The 26129-nt window shown below is 68.7% G+C and carries 26 protein-coding genes; 9 read left to right on the forward strand and 17 right to left on the reverse strand.

Annotation, left to right across the window (positions count from 1 at the left end):
• Nucleotides 1-67: 67 nt before the first annotated feature.
• From ABZS66_RS36340 to ABZS66_RS36360, 5 genes are all read right to left on the reverse strand, one after another.
• The gene (locus ABZS66_RS36340; protein ID WP_354765809.1) at nucleotides 68-1618 is read right to left on the reverse strand and encodes an AAA family ATPase; all 1551 of its coding nucleotides are present in this window, start codon (nucleotides 1616-1618) and stop codon (nucleotides 68-70) included.
• Nucleotides 1608-2171 carry a DNA-primase RepB domain-containing protein gene (locus tag ABZS66_RS36345; protein ID WP_354765811.1) on the reverse strand — a complete coding sequence of 188 codons (564 nt, stop codon included), beginning with the start codon at nucleotides 2169-2171 and terminating at the stop codon, nucleotides 1608-1610. The genes ABZS66_RS36340 and ABZS66_RS36345 overlap by 11 nt, the downstream gene beginning before the upstream one ends.
• A 6-nt stretch (nucleotides 2172-2177) precedes the next feature.
• Nucleotides 2178-2363 (reverse strand): helix-turn-helix domain-containing protein, encoded by a 186-nt coding sequence (locus ABZS66_RS36350; RefSeq protein ID WP_354765813.1) that lies wholly within the window; start codon nucleotides 2361-2363, stop codon nucleotides 2178-2180.
• A 1095-nt stretch (nucleotides 2364-3458) separates the two neighbouring features.
• Entirely contained in the window at nucleotides 3459-3677 is a 219-nt protein-coding gene (locus ABZS66_RS36355) for a CopG family transcriptional regulator (protein WP_354765815.1), read from the reverse strand.
• 725 nt (nucleotides 3678-4402) lie between these two features.
• Nucleotides 4403-5785, reverse strand: coding sequence for a recombinase family protein (locus ABZS66_RS36360; RefSeq protein ID WP_354765817.1), 1383 nt, complete (start codon nucleotides 5783-5785; stop codon nucleotides 4403-4405).
• A gap of 218 nt (nucleotides 5786-6003) precedes the next feature.
• Between ABZS66_RS36360 and ABZS66_RS36365 the strand changes: the two genes are divergently transcribed.
• Nucleotides 6004-6732, forward strand: coding sequence for an alpha/beta hydrolase (locus ABZS66_RS36365; RefSeq protein WP_354765819.1), 729 nt, complete (start codon nucleotides 6004-6006; stop codon nucleotides 6730-6732).
• A gap of 164 nt (nucleotides 6733-6896) precedes the next feature.
• Here the strand turns inward: ABZS66_RS36365 and ABZS66_RS36370 are convergent, their stop codons facing one another.
• From ABZS66_RS36370 to ABZS66_RS36380, 3 genes are all read right to left on the reverse strand, one after another.
• On the reverse strand, nucleotides 6897-7310 hold the full coding sequence (locus tag ABZS66_RS36370; protein WP_354765821.1) for a rhodanese-like domain-containing protein: 414 nt from the start codon (nucleotides 7308-7310) through the stop codon (nucleotides 6897-6899).
• Between the two features lie 34 nt (nucleotides 7311-7344).
• The gene (locus tag ABZS66_RS36375; protein ID WP_354765823.1) at nucleotides 7345-9006 is read right to left on the reverse strand and encodes an ATP-binding protein; all 1662 of its coding nucleotides are present in this window, start codon (nucleotides 9004-9006) and stop codon (nucleotides 7345-7347) included.
• Nucleotides 9007-9085: 79 nt separating this feature from the next.
• Nucleotides 9086-9787 carry a response regulator transcription factor gene (locus ABZS66_RS36380; RefSeq protein WP_354765825.1) on the reverse strand — a complete coding sequence of 234 codons (702 nt, stop codon included), beginning with the start codon at nucleotides 9785-9787 and terminating at the stop codon, nucleotides 9086-9088.
• Between the two features lie 104 nt (nucleotides 9788-9891).
• On the opposite strand from ABZS66_RS36380, the gene asnB reads away from it, so the two are divergent.
• The 3 genes from asnB to ABZS66_RS36395 all read left to right on the forward strand — a co-directional run bounded on the left by asnB (nucleotide 9892) and on the right by ABZS66_RS36395 (nucleotide 14274).
• The gene (gene asnB / locus ABZS66_RS36385; RefSeq protein ID WP_354765827.1) at nucleotides 9892-11784 is read left to right on the forward strand and encodes an asparagine synthase (glutamine-hydrolyzing); all 1893 of its coding nucleotides are present in this window, start codon (nucleotides 9892-9894) and stop codon (nucleotides 11782-11784) included.
• Between the two features lie 27 nt (nucleotides 11785-11811).
• Nucleotides 11812-12849: a M20/M25/M40 family metallo-hydrolase gene (locus tag ABZS66_RS36390; RefSeq protein WP_354765829.1), complete on the forward strand. Its 1038-nt coding sequence runs from the start codon at nucleotides 11812-11814 to the stop codon at nucleotides 12847-12849.
• A 180-nt stretch (nucleotides 12850-13029) separates the two neighbouring features.
• The gene (locus ABZS66_RS36395) at nucleotides 13030-14274 is read left to right on the forward strand and encodes a GNAT family N-acetyltransferase (protein WP_354765831.1); all 1245 of its coding nucleotides are present in this window, start codon (nucleotides 13030-13032) and stop codon (nucleotides 14272-14274) included.
• A gap of 88 nt (nucleotides 14275-14362) precedes the next feature.
• On the opposite strand, the gene ABZS66_RS36400 is transcribed toward ABZS66_RS36395, so the two are convergent.
• Nucleotides 14363-14989: an NAD(P)H-dependent oxidoreductase gene (locus ABZS66_RS36400; protein WP_354765833.1), complete on the reverse strand. Its 627-nt coding sequence runs from the start codon at nucleotides 14987-14989 to the stop codon at nucleotides 14363-14365.
• Nucleotides 14990-15079: 90 nt separating this feature from the next.
• On the opposite strand from ABZS66_RS36400, the gene ABZS66_RS36405 reads away from it, so the two are divergent.
• Both ABZS66_RS36405 and ABZS66_RS36410 read left to right on the forward strand, forming a co-directional pair.
• The gene (locus ABZS66_RS36405) at nucleotides 15080-15532 is read left to right on the forward strand and encodes a MarR family transcriptional regulator (RefSeq protein ID WP_354765835.1); all 453 of its coding nucleotides are present in this window, start codon (nucleotides 15080-15082) and stop codon (nucleotides 15530-15532) included.
• Between the two features lie 19 nt (nucleotides 15533-15551).
• Nucleotides 15552-16064, forward strand: coding sequence for a hypothetical protein (locus ABZS66_RS36410; protein ID WP_354765837.1), 513 nt, complete (start codon nucleotides 15552-15554; stop codon nucleotides 16062-16064).
• Here ABZS66_RS36410 and ABZS66_RS36415 read toward each other — a convergent pair.
• From ABZS66_RS36415 to ABZS66_RS36425, 3 genes are read right to left on the reverse strand one after another with little or no spacing between them, the layout of a single operon-like run.
• Nucleotides 16012-16863: a hypothetical protein gene (locus ABZS66_RS36415; RefSeq protein WP_354765839.1), complete on the reverse strand. Its 852-nt coding sequence runs from the start codon at nucleotides 16861-16863 to the stop codon at nucleotides 16012-16014. The genes ABZS66_RS36410 and ABZS66_RS36415 overlap by 53 nt on opposite strands.
• On the reverse strand, nucleotides 16860-17408 hold the full coding sequence (locus ABZS66_RS36420) for a SigE family RNA polymerase sigma factor (protein ID WP_354765841.1): 549 nt from the start codon (nucleotides 17406-17408) through the stop codon (nucleotides 16860-16862). The genes ABZS66_RS36415 and ABZS66_RS36420 overlap by 4 nt, the downstream gene beginning before the upstream one ends.
• Nucleotides 17409-17448: 40 nt before the next feature.
• Nucleotides 17449-17991 carry a TetR family transcriptional regulator gene (locus ABZS66_RS36425; protein WP_354765843.1) on the reverse strand — a complete coding sequence of 181 codons (543 nt, stop codon included), beginning with the start codon at nucleotides 17989-17991 and terminating at the stop codon, nucleotides 17449-17451.
• Nucleotides 17992-18071: 80 nt separating this feature from the next.
• On the opposite strand from ABZS66_RS36425, the gene ABZS66_RS36430 reads away from it, so the two are divergent.
• Complete coding sequence (locus ABZS66_RS36430; protein WP_354765845.1) at nucleotides 18072-19232, forward strand: DUF418 domain-containing protein; 1161 nt, start codon at nucleotides 18072-18074, stop codon at nucleotides 19230-19232.
• A 792-nt stretch (nucleotides 19233-20024) separates the two neighbouring features.
• Here the strand turns inward: ABZS66_RS36430 and ABZS66_RS36435 are convergent.
• A complete protein-coding gene (locus ABZS66_RS36435; protein ID WP_354765847.1) occupies nucleotides 20025-20183 on the reverse strand; it encodes an AAA family ATPase in 159 nt (52 codons plus the stop codon).
• 77 nt (nucleotides 20184-20260) lie between these two features.
• Nucleotides 20261-20488 carry a S1 RNA-binding domain-containing protein gene (locus ABZS66_RS36440; protein WP_354765849.1) on the reverse strand — a complete coding sequence of 76 codons (228 nt, stop codon included), beginning with the start codon at nucleotides 20486-20488 and terminating at the stop codon, nucleotides 20261-20263.
• 332 nt (nucleotides 20489-20820) lie between these two features.
• On the opposite strand from ABZS66_RS36440, the gene ABZS66_RS36445 reads away from it, so the two are divergent.
• Nucleotides 20821-22083, forward strand: a complete 1263-nt coding sequence (locus ABZS66_RS36445) for a condensation domain-containing protein (RefSeq protein ID WP_354765851.1) — start codon at nucleotides 20821-20823, stop codon at nucleotides 22081-22083.
• A gap of 35 nt (nucleotides 22084-22118) precedes the next feature.
• On the forward strand, nucleotides 22119-22688 hold the full coding sequence (locus ABZS66_RS36450) for a hypothetical protein (RefSeq protein ID WP_354765853.1): 570 nt from the start codon (nucleotides 22119-22121) through the stop codon (nucleotides 22686-22688).
• Nucleotides 22689-22698: 10 nt separating this feature from the next.
• On the opposite strand, the gene ABZS66_RS36455 is transcribed toward ABZS66_RS36450, so the two are convergent.
• The 3 genes from ABZS66_RS36455 to ABZS66_RS36465 form a co-directional block, all read right to left on the reverse strand.
• A complete protein-coding gene (locus ABZS66_RS36455; protein ID WP_354765855.1) occupies nucleotides 22699-24114 on the reverse strand; it encodes a ricin-type beta-trefoil lectin domain protein in 1416 nt (471 codons plus the stop codon).
• 78 nt (nucleotides 24115-24192) lie between these two features.
• The gene (gene selB / locus ABZS66_RS36460; protein ID WP_354765861.1) at nucleotides 24193-25944 is read right to left on the reverse strand and encodes a selenocysteine-specific translation elongation factor; all 1752 of its coding nucleotides are present in this window, start codon (nucleotides 25942-25944) and stop codon (nucleotides 24193-24195) included.
• Between the two features lie 2 nt (nucleotides 25945-25946).
• Nucleotides 25947-26129, reverse strand: a 183-nt coding sequence (locus ABZS66_RS36465; RefSeq protein ID WP_354765857.1) for a hypothetical protein, incomplete at its 5' end; no start/stop codon positions are given.

Here is a 26129-nt window from a genome sequence, read left to right on the forward strand (position 1 = left end):
CAATCAATGGTGACTTCCCCGGCTGGTGTCTGCATGGTGTATCGGCCCTTAGGCAACGGCTTGCGGCTCATTCCTCGATCCATTCCTCAGCAACGGTGAAAACGTGGGGTTTAGCTGTGGTGTCGACCGACATCAGGTCACGTTCCCCAAGCGCATCGATTGCAGCGTCTAGAACGTCTTTTCCAAGTTTTGTCTCGTTGCGCAGTGCAACGATGCCCTTGTCATAGGTTCCACCGTGTGTCTTAACGAAGTCGAAGAGTTGACGCTCCACAGTGGAGGATGGGTTTTCTTGCAGCGTAAGGAGTCTGGTGAAGGGGTCATAGTGCAGTTTGGTTTTGTAGACTTCGACATCGCGACCTTTGGCAGCGAACGATCGCACCTTGGTCTTTTGCTTGACGTTGATGTACTTGCCGCCAGTCTCAGCGAGGGATTCGACTTCTTTCTCTTCTGAGGAAAGGCTCCAAATCGCATCGGCCCAACCCTCAACCGAGCTATCTCCGATTGAGTGCGCAGGATTCCAACCCGCGTGGTGAACCACAACGCTTTCTGAAACACCAGCCATCAACAACATTTCAGTGAAGCCGTACAGCAGTAGGCCCAAATCCTTGTCTTCACTCAAGCCCAGCGACTTAACAACAGGCTTCATACAGTCCCAAGTTAGGACCGTGACTCCCTCATCGTTAAGCCGTAGCGCCCATTCCTTGCGGCGAGCTGGATCACGCATGTCAAACAGGGAAGCTTGACCGCGCAGATTCCAGATACGAACCCGATCGGTGTTTTTGATGTCTAGGTCACGCAACCATTGAGTGTTCTTACGTTCTGACATTTCTAGGTTGATGACTCCGACATTGCCGGTCAGCTTCGCAACCTGGTACTTCCCAAGGAAAACTAGCTCGTCCACAAGCGCGCGAATCAAGTTGTTGAGGAAGGTGGTCTTTCCGGCTTTGGCTTGAGCAAAGAAGAATGCGTTGCCATCCTTGGGCAACAACTTTTCGATGAGATCTACGGCATCTTCGTAAGTGATGGTGAGTAGGTCAGTCAGCTTCATACCGGCTGGAATCGGTTGGGCAGCAACCTTTTCCGCGCGCAGTAAGCGGCGTGCTTCCTCATCAACCCTCAGGTATTCGAGGCGCTTTTTAACCTCAATGTCAAAAGGGTCGGCCGGCGGGGTCTTGAGCTTTTCATTCAGAATGAGCGCTGTACGGTCATTGTCTGAGATTCCGGGGCATTCCAGTGTGCAGGTCTTGCCCTCATGTGGATGCGCTAGGTCAAGGTGTTCAACGATGGAAGGGAACTGCCTATCAAACCAGTCCTGTCCCTTTTCCATGACAAGCCCAATCGACGGGTGATGTTTGGTTTTTAGGAGGGTAAGAGTCTGCGCCCTAGTGAGTCCCGTACGTCGGCAGACAAAGGCTGCCTCTTGCACCATGACGGAACGGTCGTATTCCTTGTTTGCTGCCTTTTGGTACTTGCCCTCATGCTGCGCAAGTACGTGGTTCACCAATCCCGGTAGAACATCGGGTAGAGGCTCGTTTTCTGCGAACACCAGCCGTGCGCCGCTACCAAGAGGCGTAGAAAGGTACGCACCGTCGAATCCGTTGATTGGCTCATTGCTCATCCGGAACCTCCACAATCGGAGGTGATCCCGGGTAGTTGTGATTGAGAGTGCCAGGAAGCCGCATCAGCTTGCCTAGGCCGCCATGAGTGTCACAACCCTGGTCCTTGTGCCTCGCAGCGATGTTTCGGGCGTACATGACAGCCTCAGAGGCTTCTACGGGCCGGTTGAGCACCCACCAGGCTTGATGCCGACCAGGGCTCGTACGGATGAGGTAGGTGGGTTTGGTGAACAGTTCCGCAGGATCGCAGTCGTCTAGGTCTGCCCATACAACAGTTGTCGGCAACGGCGCATCAACGCGAGTTTTGCCCGTGCCTGACAGGGTTGTGCAGACGTAGAGATTGTGTGTTTCCCGAAATCGTGAAATGTGATGGAGGATGTACTCCATTTGTTCGGGGTACCGGAACATGCTCTGCCGGTATGTGGTGCGGTCCTTGCCGACCATGCGCCCGAGGGTCATAAATCCAGTGGTGCGAAAGGTGGTCAGCAGGAATTCTCGGGTGATATCGTCAGTGGTGGTGGTTCGATCTGTATTTGGTGCCGGGGTGAGACTCATTGGGTCTCACCCTGCTTTCTTTGCTGCGACCGTATTTTCGGTCAAGTAGCGCATCACTTCGGACTCACGGATGCGTAGCGGTGCAAAGCGGCTGGTCCCCAACTTGATGTGTTCCAAATCGCCATCGCGCACACGTTCATACACAAACTTTTTCGACGTGCCGAGCATTTCGGCAACATCGTCGGGAGTCATGAGACGATCGATAGGCACAGAAAACCTCACAATTGAAGGCCCGAATCAGATTCCTTGTTGCCTGCTGTTTCAAGGTTTCTTTGTTTGATTCGAGTCTTCAGTTGTGAGGTTTTCGCAGTTATATCCACTGTTTAGTTGCTGCGATTTCGGCAAATCCATACGCGCGCCCAGTGGCTCCAAGTGCCTCCACCTGCCGCGTACACCACTACAGTACCGACCACAAGCGGCTGGTGCCATAGAGTGCGTACGACGATCTGTTATATGCTTACTCTTCGATACGTTAAGGGTGGGCTTGATGATCTTTCTGAGTAATCGACACTTGCTTGGTCAGTTGCTTGGAGGGCTTATCAAAACCCGGGGTTACCTTATCGATTACTCGATTACTCACGATTACTGAGGCTTGAGTAATCAGGTGTAGCCACTGATTACTGGGTTGGTTACGCCTATAGGGCGTAACCAGTAATCAGGCGGGTAAGCGGGGTAAGCGACTCGGGCGGGGCAGGGACCCGTTCGAAGAAATCGGCCGGAAATGACTGCCACCAAGTCACACAATTGTCAACTCACAGACCGTTACGATCTTCGATACGTGACACTGCGTGACATTTCGGGCCGTGCGCCGCTGCATCATGATCGCGTTCCACAGTGGACTCTCCCTTGTGGACGCCCTACACAAGCTCCTGACCTGCGGTTTTAGGCCCCTACAAGCACGGTAGGAATTTCAGGCCCTGGAATCCGTACTCGTCCCTACCCTCGGGCGTAACAATCCGTAGCGTTGCGCGGATATGCGATTTCTCACAGTCGCTCTAAGCGACCGAACCCAATTACCCATTGTCACAACAACCGCAGGCAGCTTGACATAATAGCTATTATCTGGCCTGGATCAAGGCTCTGACCTGCGCTTATGCGGATACACCCCATACACCCCTGCAAAGCTCCCAAGTACTGGGATTATGCATGGTTATACAGGTTTTATACAGGCCCGATTGTTACGCTGGGTGATGTCCGATAATAACTATATTGTGCCGGTTGACATGATCTTGGTTATTGGGCAGTGCGTGAATTGCAATAGAGGGAAAAATAGAGCGTCGGAATCCGTCATAGTCGTTCCTGCTCAAAATACTTCAGATACTTCGATTCTGTCGGTTCTGTCTTGCGTCCGCGCTGCACTTTTGCGTGTTCGGGATTCATGCCGAGATATTGCGCAAGTGCCAGCCGCACCACGTCTTGCTGTGAAATACCCATGTCTTCGGCACGCTCGGCCAGAAGGTAATCCGTGTCAGCACTGATGCTGAGGGAAATGTTGTAAGAAGCCATGCGCTCAATGATGCTGGAAATGCTGTCCCCTAAACCCCGGTAAATCACCCTGGTCTACAAGCTGTAACGGCCGGCTTCACTCTGCGTAGAACACGCTCAGGGCGTGTTCGTCAGCATCTCCACCTCCTCGACCAGGGCCAGGGGTGTACCGAGCTACCAACTAGAGATCAACAAGGCTCACAGGGCATCTGAGGGCACCGTTTGCCCGCCTGTGGACGGCCTGAGGGAAGGGTTGCAGAGTTGATCTTGAATTACTACCTCCGGGGAACGGGGGTAGGGATCTCGGCGCACGGCCGGTAGATAGTTGATCTTGAACAGTTATAGCGCTCTGGGCGCGGTAACCGACTCGCGTGGATCTTCTTTAAGGGTCTGTCCGACTCGCTGATGCGCAAGACCAGCTTGCCAAAGTTGATCTTCGGTTGGGTGCGCTGTCGTGTCGGACCCGACATCACTGCGCACCTGCGTTTCGCCTATGTTGAGCTTTTCTCCGATTTTTCGATTTGACCAACCTGCCTCTTTCAAGAGCAATGTTTGTGCCAATCTTCGAAGATTGACAGGAATAGAAGAAGAAACTTTGTCGGTGCCGACAAAGTAAAAGGGCCAGAATCCGGAGATCCTGGCCCTTGCCTTTAATATAATTCGAGTTATAACACCGTTCAGACTTCTAGCCCTTGCTTATCACCCTATTCAAATAGGGACACCGTTCAGACTTCTGGTCCAATTCATTAGATGAATTCCGTCAGTTCTACATCTGCCACGGTTACCCGATCTTCCGCCGCAATGCGAATGCTGCCAGTCTTGCCAACTTTGCGAACCCTTACGGTCACGTAGCTTTCCGCAACTTTGCGCTTCTGCTCAGGCGTCATGTCATCAAACTCCGCACCTGACCAACGCAGCAACGTTACGGTTTTCTTGACCAGCTTTGCCGATGCTCGTTCTTTGGCTTCGGTCAGCTTGCGCTCAATGTCGGCCGCAACTTCGCCACCAAACGCAATGCTGTACGTGCCATCAACGATGGCTTGTTTGACGTCTAAGAGCCGGCTCTCAAGGGTTTTCACGGTTTCGTCTTCCAAAATAGGTACTCGAATACCAATTTCATCCTTTTCAACTGTGCGTACCGACAGCATGCGTTCCTTCACCTGGTCAGCCACATACGCTTCTAGGTCGTCCGCACGAATCGAGACACAGTAACCCGACCCAAAGCACCGGTAGTGCGTAACACCTCGGGTCCGGCCCACACGCAGCAATGAGGAACACTCGTCACATTGGGCAACACCTGACAGCCAATACTTGAAACTGCCATCGTGGTTCACTTTGCGGTTTGGGTCAGCGAGTATCGCAGCGACGGTCACGAAGGTTGCTCGGTCGATGATGGGTGGCCAAATGCCTTTGGCGACAAATTTGCCTTGAAACCATCGCTCACCCAGGTACGTCGGATTCAATAACATTCTTCTTAAAGTCGTATGGGACCAGGCTGCGCCACCTTTCGTGCCGATCTTTTCCTTATGAAGCTCTAGAGCAATGCTGCGCAGTGACTTACCTTCGGAGAACTCTTTGAAGATGCGCCGGACAATGACTGCCTCAGGCTCGTTTATCCACTGCGTGATTTCCTTGCCTTTGCGGCTGCGCTCGTAACCAAAGACCAACTTTCCTGGTGGTCGACCAGCAGCAGCCTTCATACGTACGCCACGTTTGGTGTTGTCTGAGCGAATGTCAGACTCATATGCGTTGTGCAGGCCATCTGAGGCCATGTCCCGAAACGCTTTGGCGCTACCCAGGTCGATGGTTTCTTTGTCTTTGGTGATGCGCAGCTTGACACCTTTGGTTCTGCACAGCTTGAGGAAGACCACCCAGTCTTCAAGTTCACGGGAACCGCGCGAAGATTCCCAGAAGCACACGACATCTACGGCGCCGTTGCGGACCAGGTCCAGCAACTGCAACCAGTCATCGCGTTGTTTTTTACCGAATCTGGAGGCTGAGACAAGGTCACTGAGAATGGCAACAATCTGCCAACCTTGCTCGGTTACGTCGGTTGTTTGTTCAGTGATTTGGTCTTCTACCGAAGATTCGTCGCCTTTTGATTGGCGTCCGTAGAGAACAGTGCGCATGCACTGATGCTATCCAGGAACGCAAGCGAACGCCACGGCCCACACGGCCCGCGGCTGCCTGAAGGCTCCCATGGCACTGGTATATCACTAACTTATATAGCTTGCTTATGCTTCTGCCGTGTGATGCTGAGCGCATGACCGGTCCGGAGCGAAGCGGAGGGACCGGTCATCATGGGCTCAGCTTCAAAGGCATGCGGCCGGAGCGAAGCGGAGGATGCATGACCGAACTGCGGGTGTTGCGTGGCGGTGGGCGGGGTCCCACGGTGGTGTTGCTGCACGGGCTCGGCGCGACCGCCGACGTGTGGGACGGGGTGGGGCAGGCGCTGGCGGGTGTCTCCTGGGTGGCGCCCGACCTTCCGGGCCACGGCGGGTCAGCGCACCTGGACGGGTACACGTTCGCGGCGGTGGCGGCCGCCGTCGCGCCGCTCGTGGACCCGGCCGGGACGGTGGTCGTCGGCCACTCCTTCGGCGGCGTGGTCGGCCTGCACCTGGCCGGCGTGCCCGGCGTCCGGGCCGTGGTGGGCGTCGGGATCAAGGTGTCGTGGACGCCGGCCGAGCTGGCGAAGGCGGCGGACCTGGCCGCGCGGCCCGCATCGATCTTCGCCGCGCGGGACGAGGCCGAGCGGCGGCACCTGCGCATCGCCGGGCTCGACGGTCTCGCGGCCGCACCCGACGCGGCCGTCCGCGCGGTACCCGGCGGGTGGGGCCTGGCCTTCGACCAGCGGGCGTTCGGCGTGGGGGAGCCGGGGGTCGCGGCCCTGCTCGCCGCCGCCCCCGTGCCCGTGCTGCTGGCCCGCGGCGAGCACGACCAGCTGGTGTCGTCCGCCGACCTCGACGCCCTGGTCCCGGAGTTCGTGGTCCTGCCGGGACTGGGACATAACGCCCACGTCGAGAATCCCGCCGCACTCGTGAACCAGCTACCCCCGCTGCGCGTGCTGCTGGAATGACGGGCTGCGGCGCCGCGCCGTGCGCAGCTTCGCCGAGGGGGTGGGGGACCAGGGCGGCGGTCGGCACACGACCGCCGCCCTGCTGGCGCCGGCTGCGGGATGACCCGCGCGAGGCTCGTGGCGCGGGGGCGATGCCGACCCGGCGAACGTCGGTGGACACCTCGCTAGCGGCGGACGTCGGCCGGGCCCTCGGCCATCGGGAGGCCCGCGGCCAGCCAGGCCTCGACGCCGCCCACCAGGTCCGTCGCGCGGTGCAGGCCCACCGCGCGCAGGCTCGCCGCGGCCAGGCTGGAGCTGTACCCCTGACGGCACACCACGATGACCAGGCGGTCGTAGTCGGTCGCCTCCGGGATGCGGTCCGGGGACGCCGGGTCGAGGCGCCACTCCAGGACCGTGCGGTCGATGACCAGGGCGCCGGGCAGCTCGCCCTGCTCCCGGCGCTGTGTCTCGGTCCGGGTGTCGACAAGGAGAGCCCCGGCGGCTGCGGCGGCCCGGGTCTCGTGCGGGCCGAGGCGCTGCATGCCCTCGCGGGCCCGGGCCAGCAGGGCGTCCACGCCGATGGTCAGTTCAACGGTCATCAGCCGATCATCGTTGCTCGATACAGGGTGACGGTCACAGGGTGACGCGGAACGTCGAGCCGACTCCCACCTCGCTGGCCACGGAGATCTCGCCGCCGTGGTCGCGGGCGATCTGGCGGGCGATCGTCAGGCCCAGGCCGCTGCCGCCCGTCGCGCGGTCGCGGGCCGGGTCGGCGCGCCAGAAGCGGTGGAAGACGAACGGCAGGTCGGCGGTCGCGATACCGCAGCCGGTGTCCTCGACCTCCAGGACCGGGCGGCCGTTCGCCACGTACGCCCGCAGGATCACCGAGCCGCCCGCGTCCGTGTACCGCAGCGCGTTGGTGACCAGGTTGCCGAGGAGCTGGCGGAGGCGGTCGTGGTCGCCGTGGAACGGCAGGGGGCCGGCGACCTCCGCGCGCAGCCGCACGCCGGTCGCCTCCGCCACCGCCAGGTGCGCCACGCGGGCCGTCTCGACCAGCTCGGCCAGGTCGAAGTCGACCCGGCGGTACGTCAGGTGGCCGGCCTCGGCCAGCGTCAGGTCCTGCAGGTCGTCGAGGATGCGCCGCTGGAGCTGGGCCTCGTCGTGCAGGGAGGCGAACAGCTCGCGCGACGGCGGGACCACGCCGTCCTGGAGCGCCTCCAGGTAGCCCAGCAGGTTGGACAGCGGGGTCCGCAGCTCGTGCGCGACGCTGGCGACCAGGCGGCGCTGGGCCTGCTCGGAGGCCTCGATGGCCTGGGCCATCCGGTTGAACGACGTCGAGAGCTGGCCCAGTTCGCCGCCGCCGACCAGCGGTACCCGGGTGTCGAGGTGGCCGTCGGCGAGGCGGCGCGACGCCGCGGTCAGCGAGCGCACCGGACGGCTGACGTGCCGGGCGACCATGGCCGTGCCGGCCAGCGCGAGGACCAGGACGCTGCCGGCCGCGACGGCCATCGGGCCGCCGACCAGCTTGGCCGGGTCGTCGTCGACGGCGCCGAGGAACAGCTGCAGCGGCTCGGGCGCGAACGCCGACACCCGCTCGCCGAACACCCGGACCAGGCAGGGGTTCGGCACCTTCTCGGAGCGGCAGACCTCGACGGCGGCCACGTCGCCGCCCTCGTCGTCGACCAGCTCCGGCTTGATCGTCTGGGCGCAGTCCGATGTGTCCGTCGCGGCGGCGGGGACCGGGATCCCGAACTTGTCCGGGGTCACGGCCGGCGGCTCGATCCCGCGGTCGGTGAGGCAGCGGGCGAGCAGCTGCGCCTGGCGGAACCCGCGGATCCCGCTGAGCGTGATCGCCTCGGCCTTCGTGAGGCCCCGCACCTTGACGTCCTGGACGGCCTTGAGGTCCTGCGGCCAGGGTTGCTCGTCCAGGTTGTCCGGCAGGGTCAGCGTCGGGCGCGGGTCGATGAGCGTCGGCGGGCTGACGACCGGGCGGGCCGCACGCTTGGCCAGGTGGTCGCTGTCGACCGTGACCTGCCCGTACAGGTTCACGAGCCGGATCCGCTGGTGGTTGGCCTCGGACAGCTCCTGCACCTTGAAGGAGACACCCGCCCAGGTGCCGTGCCGGCGCGCGTACGACCGCACGATGTCGGCGGTGTCGACGACGTGCTGGGTGGCCTTCTCCTGCGACTCGTCGATCTGGCGGGTGGCCAGCTTGAACGTCAGCCAGGCGGTGGCCCCGACCGCGATCACCGCCACCAGCAGGACCAGCCCGAACACCCGGGCCCGGAAACTCATGCACCCTCCGCTTCGCTCCGGGCGCACGAGCCACAGCTGAGCCGATGATGAGCGGCCCCTCCGCTCCGCTCCGGACCGCTCATGAGGTCTGGTCGGCGAGGCGGTAGCCCCGGCCGTAGACGGTCTGGACGTACCGTGGCTCCATCGGCTCCGCCTCGATCTTGCGGCGCAGGTTCACCACGTGTGCGTCGACCGTTCGCTCCGACACGTCACGCTCGAACCCGAACACCCGGTTGATGATCTCGCCGCGGGTGAACACCCGGCCGGGCTCGCCCGCGAGCAGCTCCAGGATGCCGAACTCCTTGGCCGTGAGCACCACCGCCGCGTCGCCGACCCGCACCTCGAACCGGCCGGCGTCGACGGTCAGGTTGCCGACCTGCAGCACCCGCTGGTGGCCCGGGCTGCCGATCCCGGCCCGGCGCAGCAGTGCCCGCACCCGGGCGGTGAGTTCCCGCGGGCTGACCGGCTTCGTCATGTAGTCGTCGGCGCCCAGGTCGAGGCCGAGCAGCAGGTCGTCCTCGGTGGAGCGGGCCGTGACCAGCAGGATCGCCACGGTGGACTCGGCCCGGAGGATCCGGCACACGTCGAGGCCGTCGACCAGCGGCATCATGACGTCGAGGACCAGCAGGTCGGGCTTGCGCGAGCGGCACTGCTCCAGCGCCGCTCGACCGTTGTTGACGGTGAGCACGCTGTGCCCGTCGCGTTCGAGGTACAGCCGGATCAGTTCGGCCTGCTTCGGGTCGTCCTCCGCGACCAGGATTCGTGCGCTCATCCGGGCCATTGTCCCGCGCCGAATGTGAAGAACCTGCGAAACCGGGGTCGGGTTTTGATCCCGGCCACACTTCTTCATCAGTTCCCAACGCCCGGATCCGCACACTCGCCGCCATGTGTGGACTTCTGGTGTTCGTGAGTGCCACCGGTACCGTCGACGTGCCGGGCTTCGCCGAGGCGCTGGACCGCCTGCGGCACCGCGGCCCCGACGAGACCGGGGTGGCGCTGGACGCCGGCGTCGCGTTCGGTTTCCAGCGCCTCGCGATCGTCGACGTGGCGCACAGCCGCCAGCCGATGCGCTACGCCGGCTGGACCGTCGTCTTCAACGGCGAGATCTACAACTACCGGCAGCTGCGCGCGCAGCTCATGCAGGAGCACGGGGCCGTCTTCGCCACCGAGGGGGAGGCGGAGGTGCTGGCCGCGGCGTTCCACCACTGGGGGCCGTCGGCGGTGCGCCGGCTGCGGGGGATGTTCGCGATCGCGGCCTGGGACCGGGACACCAGCACGCTCCACGCGATGCGGGACCCGTTCGGGATCAAGCCGTTGTACCTCATGCAGACCGCGTCCGGCCTGTTCCTCGCCAGCGAGAAGAAGGCCCTCCTGCCGTACGCGGGCGGCGACGTCGACGCCGACGCCCTGGCCAACTACCTGACGTTCCAGTACGTGCCGGAGCCGGCGACCCTGCACACCGCCGTGCGCCGCCTGCCGGCCGGCCACACGCTCACCTACCGCGCCGGCGAGGAGCCGCGCATCGAGCGGTACTTCCGGCACTCCCTGCGCCCCGCGACGCTCCCGGCGGACGTGGCGGTCGCCGCCGTGCGCGACGCGCTGCGCGACAGCGTCCACGCCCATCTCCAGTCCGAGGTGCCGCTGGGCGCGTTCCTGTCCAGCGGCGTCGACTCGACCGCGGTCGTCGCCCTGGCCAAGGAGCGGCACCCGAACATCCACACGTACACGGTCGGCTTCGACGACGCCCGCTACTCGGAGATCGAGGCCGCCGCGGAGACGGCCGCGGCGCTCGGCGTGGGCATCACCGCGACGGTCGTGCGCGACGAGGACGTCATCAGCGCGCTGCCGCAGATCGTCTGGCACCTCGACGACCCGGTCGCCGACCCGGCGATCGTGCCGCTGTGGTTCCTGGCCCGGCGCGCCGCGCAGGACGTGACCGTCGTGCTGTCCGGCGAGGGCGCCGACGAGCTGTTCGCCGGCTACGAGATCTACCGCGAGCCGGGCGCCCTGGCCACCGTGGCGGGCCTGCCCGACCCGGTGCGGCGCGGGCTGCGCGCCCTGTCGGCGGCGCTGCCCGAGGGCGTGCGCGGCAAGAGCTTCCTCGACCGGGCGACGACCCCGATGGAGGCGCGGTACTACGGCAACGCCCGCATCTTCGGCCCGGCCGAGAAGGCGCGGCTCATGCGGATGCCGGGGGCCGCGCACACCGCGGTCACGGCGCCGCTGTACCGCGAGGCGGCCGACCTCGACGACGTGGCCACGATGCAGTACGTCGACCTGCACACCTGGCTGCCCGGCGACATCCTGACGAAGGCCGACCGGATGACGATGGCCCACTCGCTGGAGCTGCGGGTGCCGTTCCTCGACCGGGCCGTGTACGCGGCCGCGGCCGCCCTGCCGACGTCGCTCAAGCTGGGCCGCACGACGAAGCTGGCGCTGCGCGAGGCGGTCCGCGGCATCGTCCCCGACGCCGTGGTCGACCGGCGCAAGCTGGGCTTCCCGACCCCGACGCGGGTGTGGCTCCGCGGCGTCGTGGGCGAGTGGGCGGCGGAGGTCTTCGCCACGACGGACGTCGACGACCTGCTGGACATGAAGTACGTCCAGTCCCTGCTCACGGCCCACCGCCGCGGAGCCCACGACCACTCGCGCAAGCTCTGGACGGTGCTGATGTTCTGTCTGTGGTGGAACCGGCGCACCGCACCACCGGTGGACGCCGGCGCAGGCGTCCGGCCGGCGCGACGCGGCGAGCTCGGCCTCCAGGTCGGCGATCCGCTGTAGCGGTACCGAGCCTCTACAGTGGGCATCATGACGGGGATCGATGACGACTGCGTGCAGTTGCGGCGCGAGATTCAGCGGACGCCCGAGCTTGCCGGACAGGAGCGGCGCACCGCCGGGCTCGTGGCCGGGCAGCTGCGCGCGGCCGGGCTCGACGTCACCACCGGGGTCGGCGGGCACGGGATCGTCGCCGTCGTCGACGGCGGTGACGGGCCGGTCATCGGGTACCGGGCCGACCTCGACGCCGTGCCCGATGAGCAGGGCGGGGCGGCGCACATCTGCGGGCACGACGTCCACACCGCGGTCGGGGTCGGCATCGCGCGGACGCTGGCGCAGGCGGCCGACGTCCGGGGGAAGGTCGTCTTCTACTTCCAGCCCGCCGAGGAGAGCCTCGAAGGGGCCCGGGCGATGATCGCCGACGGGGCGCTCGACCGGCTCGTGCCCGACGAGGTCTACGCCCTGCACTGCGCGCCGCTGCCGGCCGGGACGTTCGGGACCATGCCCGGCACCGGGCTGCCGGGGCTCGACACCGGGACCGTCGTCACCGGCGAGCCCGAGCGGGTGGCGGCGGCCGTCGAGGCGCTGTCCACGGTCGCCTACCCGCAGACGCCGGAGGAGTACGAGCGGATCGTCGCCGCGCTCCTGACGCCGGGCGGGCCGCTCGAGACGTTCGTCGTCGCCCACGCGCAGGCCGAGGACGCGGGGCGGGTGCGGGTCTGGGTGCGGGCCTGGCCGCCGGAGCGGTACACCGAGGTGCGGGAGCGGATCCGCGCCCTCGGCGGCGCGGCCGACTTCCCCGCGCCGCCGTTCCCGGCGATGGTCTGCGACCCCGGCCTGAGCCGGGCCGCCGTGCCGTACCTCGGCCAGGTCATGGAGTCGCACGCGATGTTCCCGTTCAACGGCGAGGACTTCGCGCTGTTCCTGGAGCGGGTGCCCGGGGCCATGTTCTACCTCGGTGTCGGCCCCGAGGGCATCCCGCACCACCCCGGGTTCACCCCGGACGAGTCGGCGATCGGCACGGGCGTCGCGGCGATGACCCGGCTGCTGCGCGCCCGCCAGCAGACCTAGTGCTCTGACCGCGAAGGTTCGCCGGGTTGGCCGCTCCAGCCGATCACGCAAACCGCGCTGAACCTGGCCAGCTCCCGAGCCCTGCGAAACTCGCTTGACCCGGCCAAGGGCCAACGTTGCACTGTGGGCCGGACACCACCAGTCGTGGTGCCCGAATCCCAGGGGGAGGCAGCAGCAACAATGGACATCCGTCCCACGACCGACCAGGACCTCGACGTCTTCGTCAACACACTCCATGCTGCGTTCGGGCTCCACCCGGATACCCCGAACGAGGATGGCAGCGGCGTCTGGTGGTCGGCGTTCGAGATGGACCGCGGGCTGCTGGCCGTGACCGCGGACGGGCGGCCCGTCGGGACCGCCGCCGCATACTCATTCGAACTTACCCTGCCCGGCGGAATCCTCGCCCCGGCCGCCGGAATCAGCGCCGTCGGCGTCCTGCCCTCGCACCGACGCCAGGGCGTGCTCACCGCGATGATGCGGCACCAGCTCACCGAACTGCAGGCACGCGGGGAGTTCCTCGCCGTCCTGCTGGCCTCCGAGGCCCCGATCTACGGCAGGTTCGGCTACGGACCGGCGACCTACACGGGACGGATCACGGTGGCGCGCCACCAGGGCGCCCTCGCCGCACTGCGGGCGCGCGGACGGGCAGACGCCCCGGCGGCCGACTCGGTTGCCGGCTCGAACAGCAGCTCGGTCGAGGTGATGCGGCGTGCCGAGTGTGGCGAGATCCTTGAAGAGGTCTACGACCGGTACCGCCGTGCACAGCCTGGCGCACTGTCCCGGCCGCACCGCTGGTGGGCCCTGGGCGCGGGGCAGCCCCCGATCGCTCAGGCGCCGCGCTACGTCGCCGTCCACCGCGACGTAGCCGGCGTCCCGGACGGGTACGCCAGCTACTCGCTCAGCGACGGCACGTTGACGGTCGACGAGACCATCGCCACCGACGACGCCGTCTCCACCGCCCTGATCGGGTTCCTGCTCAGCCACGACCTCGTCACCCAGGTCGCGTTCAAGCACCTCCCGCCCGGGCACCCGCTGCGCTGGCAGCTGGCGGATTTCCGTGCCGCCCAGGTGAGCAGCGATTCCGACTGGCTCTGGGTGCGGCTCCTGGACGTACCGCAGGCGTTGACCGCACGCGGCTGGTTCACGGACGGCGAACTCGTCCTCGACGTCGACGACCCGTTCCTCGGCGAGCACCACCGCTACCTGCTGACCGTCCGGGACGGCAAGGCCGACTGCGTTGCCACGGATCGGGACCCCGACCTCTCCCTGGACGTGAGCGACCTCGGCTCGATCTACCTCGGCGGCACTGCGCCCAGCACGCTCGTCCGTGCCGGACATGTCCGCGCCCACCGCCCGGACGCGGCCACCCTCGCCGACATCCTCTTCCACGCCGAGCGGCACCCGCACTGCCTGCACTGGTTCTGACCCCACGCCTGCCCCCACCTGCCGGCGCGCAGGCTCGGCCGATGCCGCCCGGCCGTCACAACGCGGTGAACCTGTCCGGCCACGGCACCTAGAACCGCTTGGCGGCCTCCACCGCGTCGGCGATCGCGCGGTCGCGCTTGGCGTCGACGTCGGTCGTGGCCAGGTTGGGGCGGAACGTCACGGGCGTGATGTCGTCGATGCCGGCCCAGCGCAGCCAGGTGTCGAGGTACGGGAGCTGGAGGTCGGCACCGAACGACGGACCGCGACCCTCGCCGTAGACCGCGCTGGTGTAGATCACCGCGGCCTTGCGGCCGGTCACCAGGCCCGAGTAGCCCGCGTCCGGGTCGAAGCCGAAGACCATGCCCGGCTGGCTGACCACGTCGATGAACTGCTTGAGGATGTACGGCACGCCGGCGTTCCACATGGGCACCGAGAACAGGTACTTGTCCGCCGCGGCGAACCGCTCGAAGGTCTCCCGCGCCGCCGTCCAGGCCGCGGCGCCCGCGCCGCTCGGGGTCCTCCCGGCGAACACGTCCATCTTGGCGGCCGCGGCCGGCGGGCCGAAGGCCGGCAGCGAGCCGTCCCACAGGTCCCACTCGACGACCGTGTCCTCCGGGTGCAGCTCGCGGTAGGCGGCCAGGAAATGTCCGGCGAGGGCGAGCGACTCGGAGCGCTCGCCGCGCGGCGAGGCGGAGATGTGCAGCAGCGTGGTCATGGTTCCTCGTTCCGTCGAAGCAGTGGATGCGTGCGCACGCACATAGTGCGCCAGATACGTGCGTGCGCACAAGACTGCTACGGTGTGACGGTGGACAACACGGCCGCCTGGGCGGGACTGCTGCGGGTGCACGCCGCGCTCGTGCCGCTGCTCGACCAGGAGCTCCAGGCCGCGCACGGGCTACCCCTGACGTGGTACGACGTGCTGCTGGAGCTCAACGCCGCGCCCGGGAGGCGGCTCACCATGACCGACCTCGGCGTGGCCGCGGTCGTGAGCCGCAGCCGGGTCAGCCGCGTCGTCGACGAGCTCGTGCGGGCCGGCCTGGTCGAGCGCGAGCCCAACCCGGACGACAAGCGCTCGGCGTTCGCGAAGCTGACGGCCGAGGGCCGGGCCCGGCTCAAGGCGGCCGCGCCCACCTACGTGGCCGGCATCGAGCGCCACTTCACCGGCCGGATGACCGCCGCCGAGGCGGCGACGGTGGCGACCGCGCTGGGCAAGGTCCTGCGCGCGCACGACGCGGCGGGCGTCCACATCGTGCGGTGAACCTGTAGGGTCCGGGATCATGATGCGCGCTCTGCCGCCCCTCCTCGTGATCGCGGGGCCGGCCGGCTCCGGCAAGAGCAGCATCGCCGCCTCGGTGGCCAGTCCGCTCGGTGCCGCGGTGGTCGGTCTCGACGACGGAGGCTTCGCCGACCAGCACGGGGTCGACCTGATCGCGCTGCAGCACCGGCTCGACGAGGTACAGGACGCGCCGATGCTCGTCGTGGAGGGCGTGTTCGCGATGGCGCTGCTGCCGATCCGGTGGGCGGCCCGGTGGACGGTCTACGTGGACACGCCGCCCGACATCGCGATCGCGCGGCGGGCGCTGGAGGCCGAGGATCCGCGCTCCGTGCTGCGGGGATACCTCGAGTACGGCCGGGACGGGTTCGCCCGCTTCGTCGCCAACGGCCGGCAGCTGGCCGACCTGGTCGTCGACGGCACCCAGCCGGTGGATGCCGTCGCCGACCGGATCGTTCAGTTCGTCACGGCAGCATCGCCGGGTCGGCCGCCAGCGCCGCGACCTGGTCGCGAGTGAGGAACGGGGCGGCCAGCGCCGGCTTGGGCGTCTTGCTGTCCGGCTTGCGGGTGGCCTTCGCGTCCGGCGGCAGGTCGGTGTCCCCGTTGTACACCTGGACCTTCTGCTCGGCGATGACCTCGAACCAGCCGCCGCGCAGGTAGCGGCGGGCCACGGTGACCGGGCGGCCGTCCTCGTCGCGCTGCGTCGTGATCCGCACCGGCACCCCGCCGATGGTCTGGACGACGCAGTCCTCGCCGTCCAGCGGCTGCAGGGCCGGGGGAGCGCACAGGTCGCCGGTCGGCGCGGGGTTGCCGTCGTTGGCGAGGTACGCCCACAGCTTGCCCTCGCCGGTGCCGTCGCTGACCAGGGCGCTCACCGTCATCGCGATGAGGACGCTCCCGCCGGCGGGGACGCCGTCGAGGCGGATCGGGTACCGGGTCGTGTCCGTGGCGAAGGGGTACTGCGTGCGGGCGGTGTACCCGGCGGGGAGGGCGGCGACGAGCCGCTCGTAGACCTTACGGTCGTCGGTGGCGGCGGCCTGCGCCGGCGGTGTCTCGGCCGTCGTCGCGGACGGTGCGGCCGACGGTACCGCCGACGCCGCCGGCGGCACCTGGCCGGCCACGATGGCCGGGCCGCCGAACGCGACCGGGGTGACCACGGCGGCCAGCGCGGCCACGCCGGCGAGGCCCGCCGTCGCCCGCACCCGGGAGCGGCGAGCCGTGTCCCGGCGGGCGATCGCAAGCGCGGTGGACGCGTCACGCAGCGGGGGAGCGGGTGCGTCGAGGCTGACCTCGCACAGGTACTTCACGTCATTCACGGCTGTCCTCCGGACGTCTTGAGGTCATGGAGGGCCCCGCCGAGCGCGCTGCGCAGGTCGTCGAGGCCGCGGGAGGTCTGGCTCTTCACGGTGCCGGTGCTGCAACCGAGGATCTCGGCCACCTGCTCCACCGACAGGTCCGCCCAGAAGCGCAGGACGAGCACCGCCCGGCGCCGTTTCGGCACGCGCAGCAGCGCGGTCTTGAGCACCTGACGGTTCTCGAGATGCCGGTCGTCGACCGCCACCGCTTCGAACTCGGCGGAGCCGGGCAGCGTCGGCTGCTCACGCCGCCACGGCCGCCGGCGCTCGTCGAGGAACACGCGGAGCAGGACGCGGCGGGCATATTGGTCGAGGACGTCGTGGCGGTCGATCCGCCCCCACGCCCGGTACAGGTTGGTGAACGCCGTCTGCGTGAGGTCCTCGGCGAGGTGCCAGTCGCCGCACAGCAGATAGGCGGTGTTGCGCAGATGGCCCGCACGGGCGGCGTAGTACGCGACGAAGTCCTCGTCGTGCCCGCGCCGGCCGCCGCGCCGTAGGAATCCCATCATCGTGGTTAGACACGGAGCGCGGGCGCCGGGCGGTTGCCTACTGCTGGGATATCGCGGCGAGGGCGCGCAGGCCGGCCACGACCTCCTCGGCGCGCGGCGCGTGCTGCGGGTCGAGGATCCACTGCACCATGACGCCGGAGATCAGGGCCAGCTGGATCGCGCCCACGGTGCGGATGCTCTCCTCGGTGACCTCGTCGACGAGCCCCGCCGTGTATGAGCGCAGCCCCGCCCATTGGCCGGCGGCGAGCTGCGCGCGCAGCTCCGGCGAGCGCTCGGCCTGCAGGAACGCCTCGATGGTGGCGACCCACAACGCGCGGTGGGTGGTGAACGAGCCGATGATCTGCCGCCACTCGGTGACGTAGTCGCCGGAGCCGAGCAGCCGCTCCATCTCGGCACCCCAGTCCTGGAGCGCGTCGAACATCGCGGCGGTGAGCAGGGCCTCACGGGAGCCGTAGTGGTAGCCGATCGCGGCCATGCTCACGCCGGCGGCCGAGGCGATGTCCCGGACCGTCGTCTGCGCGTAGCCCTTCTCCAGCAGGCAGCGCTTCGCGCCGGCCAGCAGGTCCTCCCGGTTGCCCATGGCGGACACTCTAGCAGGGCGTCCGCCTTATTCGGGCGATCGCATTGCGCGTTTGCCCAAATCTCGGCTACCGTCGATGCATGACCCAGCAGCTGGCCGACCGGCCCACCCTCACGCGCCGCCTGCTCGACGTCGACGCCCTGCGGGGCTTCGCGCTGTTCGGCATCCTGATCGTCAACATCTGGTACTTCGCGTCCGGCTACGCGTTCCACCGGGTGCCCGACCCGGCGTACGGCAGCACGGTGCACACGGTCGTGGCGTTCGTCTTCGAGATGAAGTTCTACCTGCTGTTCTCGTTCCTCTTCGGGTACAGCTTCACGCTCCAGATCGACGCCGCGGACCGGGCCGGCGCCGCCTTCCGCCCGCGCTTCCTGCGCCGCGTCGCCGGCCTGTTCGCGCTCGGCGCCCTCCACGCGGTCCTGCTGTTCCACGGCGACATCCTGACCACCTACGCCGTGCTCGGCCTGATCCTGCTCGCCCTGCACCGCATCCGCCCACGCACGGCGCTGATCGTGGCGGGCGTGCTGGTCGGCCTGGTGGTGCTGTTCTTCGCGGCGATGGCGTTCGCGGCGGTACCGTCGGTCGACGAGCCGGCCGCCCTGGCCGACGGCGCGGCCACCACCGCGGCGCTCGGCGGCTCCCCGGCGGACGTCGTCGCCGAACACCTGCGCTCGCTGCCCACGGCCATCGGCGGCACGGTGGTCCTCCAGGCCCCGGTGGCCCTCGCGATGTTCCTGGTCGGCCTGGCTGTCGGCCGCCGCCGGCTGCTCGCCGACCCGTCCGCCCACCGCCGCGGCCTGCTGCTGATCCAGGCGATCGGCTACCCGCTGGGCCTGGCCGGCGCGGCCGCGGTAATCGCCCTGGGCGGCATCGCCACGATGGCCGGCCTGGCGGTCTCGACCCTGACCGGTCCGCTGCTCGCGGCGGCCTACGCCGCGTCGATGCTGTCGGTGTTCCAGACCTCGGCGGGCCACCGCCTGGCGACGGCGCTGGCCCCGGCGGGCCGGATGGCCCTGACCAACTACCTGCTGCAGTCCCTGATCCTGGCGCTCGTCTTCACCGGCCTGGGCCTCGGCCTGATCGGCCGGGTGCCGCCGCTCGCGGTGGCGGCGATCGCGCTGGCCCTGTTCGCGGCCCAGCTGGTGGCGAGCGCGGCCTGGCTCCGGTGGCACCGCTACGGCCCGGTGGAGTGGCTCCTGCGCGCCCTGACCATCTGGTCCCGCCCCCAGCTACGGCAGTGACACTTCGCGATCCAGCGGCGAGCCTGCGCCGAGATTGACCGGTGCAGCAGGTAGGCCAGGGCAGGGTCCACGCTGTGGCCTACGCCGACGCCCACTCTGCCGCCGCCGGCGCGTCACGCACGGATAGGCCGATGAACGTACCCACCGCGCTGATCGGCTGCCAGGTCCGGCTTACCCGGACACACCGATTGGTAGCGGCAAAGGAACCGCTCGGCAGTGACCCTGCTCCGCCGTTTGCCCGACCGGGAACCGGGTCGCGGCGGCCCCGACCGCTGCCGAATTCATGATCCTGAAGACTTGTGGACCTCGTCCCTCAAGACCGCGAAGACTTCTGGCACCCCTGGCGACAACAACGCTTCGCGATCACCCACCATGACGACGTGGCGCACCCGGAACAACGGCGCGGCGGGCAACAACCCTTCACGATCACAGCTGCCAGCGCGTGGACGGCGGTCCGCCGGGCGTGGCGGCAGACCTAAACCGCCGCACAGGACCGCCCGGCTACAAACCCCCGCACGGCGCGCCTCAGGATCCCGCGCGGCACGGCCAGCACGCCACCATCAACCAAACACGCTCAGTCCCGCATGAAGGTCTCCAGCGCCTGTTCCAGCGCCGCAAGGGCCTTCATGCGCTTCGCGATCTCGAGGCCGTCCGTGGCCTTGTTGCAGCCGCGTCCAACGAACGCCATCCACAGTTGCTGCAGGAGGTCGGCGCCGTTCCTGGTCGCTCAGCCGGAACCGGGCCAACACGTGGGCCGGGCCGTCACCCTCGGCGTGCCGGACCGCCGACAGGTCAGTCCGGCCGGCGACGACGTCGAGGGGCCGACAGCAGCGCGCTCTTTCCGGCGTTGTTCTGACCGGTGACGAGCACGAGACCGTGAGTCGGCAGGTCGAACCCCGCCTCGCGGAAGGCGCGAAAATTCTTCACCCGGATCTGGATCAGATCTGCCATTGCTCATGCTCCTGGCAGCGGCAAGACAGACGTTGGTCGACCTACCGTAAGGCACGTCGACCAACGTCCGCGAAGCATTACGCCTCGATCAGGGCCACCCGGTGCTTGACCGGGTCGATCTCCTTGACTCGGACCGGCAGCGTCGAGCCGACGGCCGGTCGGGCGTCCGTGACGAGCAGTGCCGGCACGTCGCCGCCGACGTACAGGAACACGCCGAACGGCGCGAGCCGCGTCACCACCCCGTCCACCACGTCACCGGCGCGGTGCGTGGCGGCGAACTGGTCCCATCCTTCAGAGCGGGTCATGCGATCACCTCCTTCCTCGGCAGACGCCGCAGGATGCGGACGCGGGAAGGAGGGGCGGGCCGCGGGCCCGCGAGGCGATCAAGCCGTGGCCGGGCGCAACTTCCACTCACGGCGCGTGGCCGACCCGGCAGTCATGCCGCACATCGTACCAACGTCTCATGGCACAGCGGAACGATCATCCGTAGGCTCAGGACCGACGTCGATGCCTTCCCGGGCGACCTGCCGCGACCCGCCACGCCGCGCAGGTCGCTTCCCGTGTGCCGGGGGCGCGGTCGGCCGGCAGGGGGATGCCCTGCCGGACAACCATGCCGTGACCACGGAAGGGAAGGCCTGTGCGCGAGCGTGTGCGTTTCGAGGGTGAGGGGTCCGGGACCGGGCCGCTGTCCTGGGGGCAGTTGGAGAACTGGTCCGCGATCGTCAAGCAGGGGACCTGGCTGCCGCTGGGCGGCGTCAAGCCCCTGCCCGCGGGGACCACGGTCGCGGAGATCGCGGGCGAGCTGCGGTACCTCATGAGCCGCTATCAGCCGATGCGCACCAAACTGTCGTTCGAGCCCGACGGCACCCCGATCCAGCAGGTGTACCCCGAGGGCGAGACGTTCCTCGACGTCGTCGACGCCGGCGACGAGGACCCGGAGAAGGTCGCCGAGGGCGTCTGCGACCGCTGGCGCGACGAGCCCCTCGACTTCACGGCGGAGTGGCCGGTGCGCATGGCGGTGGTACGCAAGGATGGCACGCTGACGCACATGGCAGTGCTCGTCAGCCACTTCGTCACCGACGCGGCCGGTGCCTTGACCATGATGACCGAGGTGGCCTCCCGCGTGGCGACCCCGGTCGCGGGACTCCAGCCGCTCGCCCAGGCGTCGTGGCAGCGGTCGCCGGCCGGGCAGCGGCACAACGCGGCCGCCCAGCGGCATTGGGAGGGCATCCTGCGCTCGGTGCAGCCACGCCGCTTCCCGCCGCCGGCGTCGGTGGTGCGGCCGCGGTATTGGCACGGCGAGTTCGCCTCGCCTTCGCTGGCCCGGGCGGTGCCGTCGCTGGCCGCGGCCAGCGGCCTGGACTCGTCGACGGTGCTGCTGTCGCTGTATGCCGGCGCCCTCACCCGCGTCACGGGCGTGGACCCGGTGGTGATCCGCCCGATGGTGAGCAACCGTTTCCGCCCCGGCCTGTCCGACGTGGTCTGCACCCTGGCCCAGGCCGGCCTGCTGTCGGTGCACGCCGCGGGCGCCGACGTGTCCGAGCTGCTCGACCGGATGCGGCGGGTGACGATGAGCGCGTATAAGTACGCCTACTTCCACCACGCCGACATGGCCGCGCTGGTCGACCGCGTGGCGGCCGAGCGGGGCGAGCCGCTGGAGCTGGGCTGCTACTTCAACGACCGCCGCGGCCCGGTGCGCGACGCCCCGTGCCCGCCGGGCGAGTCGACGTTCCGCTGGGTGACGTCCCAGGACGCCCCGTCGTTCGAGCCGCTGTTCGTGCACGTGGACAACATCCCGGACACGCTCCAGCTGACGGTGTACGTGGACGCGGCCCACCTGACCCCGACGGACGCCGAGGCCGTCTTACGCGGCATGGAGACCCTGGCAACCACACCCTGACGCCCGGCGAAGCGTGATCACGGACGTTCGCGTCCGTGATCACGCAGGTGCTACAAACATGCGTGCCCTTCGCGATGGTCACCCAGGAAGCCCGCGACGTGTTCGTGCTGATGGTGATGGTCACCGAGCAGGACGGCCGGCGCGAGACGACTCCGCTCGACCTGGCCGTGGCCCTGCTCCAGTGCCCCGGCGGCAACATCGCGGCGATCCGCCGGGGTGGCATCCAGGAGGCGTTCGAGAAGGGGCCCACCGACGTGCGGTTCGCCCGGGAGACCCGCGAGCTGCTGGAGGCGGCGTACCGGATAGCGCTCCTCGGCCGTGAGCCGAATCTCGGCACCCACCATCTCGCCGCCGCCGTGGTGCGCCACGGCCCGCCTGAGGCGGTCGAGCGCCTCGGCGAGGCGGGCGTGACCGCGGAGGCGGTCGACCGTCTGTTGGCGGAGCTGGCCGGGGGCATGGGCGCCGAGCGGCTGGTCGCGCCGCTCACCCGGCGTGAGCGGCGCGCCTGGAACCGGAGTGCGCAGCCCGGGGCGATCACGGTGGGTCTCGCTGCCGCGATCGCCCTGGCACTCGTGGTGGGCTGCGTCGGGCTCAGCTTCTTCTAGATGCGGGGAGTCAGCCGCGGTACCACTTCTGGTTGGCGCCGCCGTGGCAGTCCCACGTGATGAGCCGGCCGCCGTCGTAGCCGGCCCAGTCCTTCACGTCCACGCACTTGTTCGCCTGCGGGTTGACCAGGTCGCCGGCGGCCGTGAGGACGAACTGCTGGGCGGGGTTGCCGCTGCAGCTCGCGAGCTGGATCACCGCGCCGGGCGCGGTCGAGCCCCAGGCCACGTCCATGCACCGGCCGAACGCGCGGATCGTGCCGTCGCCCGGGAACGTCCAGGCCTGGGCCGCGGTGCCGTTGCAGGTCCAGATCTGCAGGTACTGCCCGTCGACCCCGTTGGAGTTCGGCACGTCGATGCAGCGCCCGGTGTACCCGATGATGCGGCTCGTCGATCCACCGCCGCCGGTCGTGACCAGTGTCAGGCCGTATGTCTGGAGGATCTCGTTGACCGGCTGGAAGAACGTGTTCCCGCCGGTGCTGCAGTTGCCCGAGCCGCCGGAGGTGACCCCCTGCGCCTGGTTGCCGGACAGCCACGCGCCGCCGGAGTCGCCGCCCTCGGCGCAGGCGTTCGTCTGGGTCAGGCCGTACACGGCGCCCTGCGCGTAGTTCACCGTGACGTTCCTGGCCTGGATCGTCCCGCACCGCCAGCCCGTCGTGCGGCCCGACCGGCACACCCCGGCGCCGACCCCGGCCTCCTGCGAGCCGGCGACGGCGACGTTGCCGCCCGCGTAGTTGTTCACCCACGGCTGCGGCGTCCACGAGCCGTTCGTCTGCACCCACGCGTAGTCGTTGCCGGGGAACGACGAGCCGCGGAACGTGCCCTGGGCGACGTTGTTGTAGCCGGCCGTCGACGCGCCGGCGCCGCCGCAGTGTCCGGCCGTGACGAAGCCGCCCACGACGGAGAAGCCGACCGAGCAGAGCACCGAACTGTTGATGACGTACTGGTCGCCGCCCCGGATGTCGTACAGCGGGCGCGGTGCCCCGGCGCTCGTGGTGACCCGGACGGCGGCGGCGTCGGCGCCGCTGGCGGCGACGAAGGCGGCGGCCGAGCCGGTGGCGGACGGCTCGGCGGTGACGACCACGGCGTTCGTGGTGACGTCGACGTACCAGCTGTGGATGGACTTGGCGGCCTTCGCCGCGCTCGCGTCGAGCGCCCGCTGGGACCGCTCCAGGTCCTGCTTGCTGTGCCTGACGGTGCGGACCTCGACGCCGGCCGCGCGCAGGCCGCCGGCGCGGGCACCGTCGGTGGTGGCCACGACGAGCTTGCCGCCGGAGGCCTGCCAGGCACCGGCGAACGCGGTACCGAGCACCGTCTCGGCGCGTGCTTCGCTGATGTCGGTCACGGGGGTGGGTGCGGCGTTGGCCGCCGTCGCGTTGATCGCGACGAGCGCGGCCATGACCGCCCCGGCTCTCAGCACATACTTCATGGGGGTCCCCTTTCAGACCCGAGGGCGAGGGCTGAGAGCGCTCTCAACGGTGAAGTTTGTTTCAAGTTCTTCGATATGTCAACACGTCGATGTCGTGTGCTGTCCGTCCGCGAGCTGTCGTGTGCGGCCCTGCCGATGCAGGAACTCCAGCAGTGGTACCGCGACCCGCCGCGAGGTGCCCAGCGCCTGCCGCGCCGCGGAGACCGTGAACGGCTGCGGCAGCCGCGCCAGCTCGGCGACGGCCGCGTCCGCGGCGGACGGCAGCAGCACGATCCCGTCGGCGATGCGCAGCAGCAGCCGCGCCTTCACCGCCGCCCCGAGCTCCTTCGGCCCGAGCCCCAGCTCGGCCAGCCGCCCGGCCTCGGGCGCGGCGAACGGCGCGCGCTCCAGCTCGGCCCGCACCGCGTCGACGGCCCGCAGCAACCGCTCGGGCAGCCCCCGCCCGGTGCCGATCCGCCCGTCGTGGACGGTGAGCGGCGGCCGCACCAGCGCCTCGACCAGCGCGCGGTCCGGCAGGCCGAGACGCTGCCGCAGTACCTCCACGGGCGCGTCCGGCTCCACGGGGTGCGCGGCGGCGTAGGCGTCCACTTCGGACACCAGCCGCTCGCCGAGCGCCGCCCAGTGCGCGGGATCGGCGAGCCACTCCCCGGCGACGGGCGTGGCCCCGCCGAGCGGCACACCCATGCGGACCAGCTCGCCGGCCCGGGCCAGCCGGCGCCGCCGCAGCTCACCCGCCAGGTCGGGCCCGTCCAGCTTGGACAGCTCGACCGCCCGGGCCGCGGCGGCACCCCGGCGGCGCAGCGGCGGCGGCACGACGTCGAGCACCGTGACCCGGCCCGACACCCGGTGCAGCCCGGGATCGCGCAGCAGCGCCCGGTCGCCCACGTGCAGCGGCAGCGGCCGGTCCAGCCGCAACCGCGCCGTGTCCGTCCCCAGTGGACGGACTCGCGCCGGTACCGCCGCCGAACCCACGTGCAGCACGACGGTGAGCGGCAGGTCCGCCACCGGATCGCCGTGCACGCGGACGTCGACCAGCTCGCTCGCCGTGAACCGCCCCGGTGTCACCAGCGCGTCACCGCGCGAGAGCGCGTCCCGCTCGACCCCGCGCAGGTTCACCGCGACCCGGGCGACGGCGTCTACAGTGGACTCCGGTACACCCAGCGACTGCAATCCCCGAATCCGCACCGGACGACCGGTCGCCGCCACCTCCAGCTCGGCCCCGGCGGTCAGCCGCCCCGCGCCGAGCGTGCCCGTCACCACCGTGCCGCTGCCGCGGATGGTGAAGCTGCGGTCGACCCACAGCCGGACCGGCGCCTCAAGGTCGGGCGCCGGCAGCGCCGCGCCCAGCCGGTCGAGGGCCGCCCGCAGCTCGTCCATCCCGGCGCCGGTCGCGCCGCTCACCGCGACCGCCTCGACCCCGGCGAGCGAGGTCCCCGCCAGCTCGGCCCGCGCCTGCGCGGTGGCCTTCGCCGGGTCGGCGAGGTCCGACCGGGTCACCACCAGCAGCCCGTGCGTGACGCCGAGCGCGTCGAGGGCCGCCAGGTGCTCGGCCGACTGCGGCTTCCACCCTTCGTCGGCGGCGACGACGAGCAGCGCCGCCGGTACCGGCCCCACGCCCGCCAGCATGTTCGGCACGAACCGCTCGTGCCCCGGCACGTCGACGAACGCGACGGTCGCGCCGGACGGCAGCATGGTCCAGGCGAACCCGAGGTCGATCGTCATCCCGCGCCGCCGCTCCTCGGCCCACCGGTCGGGCTCCATCCCGGTGAGCGCCCGCACGAGCGTCGACTTGCCGTGGTCGACATGCCCGGCGGTGGCAACGACCCACATACTCAACGCTCGGCACCGTCGTGCGCCGCCGTCCCGCCCGGGACCGCTGCCGCGCCGGGGGCCGCTGCTACGTCGGGGGCCGCCGCTGTCTTGCCCGGGGCCGCTGCCGCGCCGGGGGCCGCTGCCGCTGGGTCCGGGACCGCCTCCGCGCCCGGGACCGCCTCCGCGCCCGGGACCGCCTCCGC

The organism is Dactylosporangium sp. NPDC005572 (assembly GCF_040605515.1).
Lineage (GTDB): Bacteria > Actinomycetota > Actinomycetes > Mycobacteriales > Micromonosporaceae > Dactylosporangium.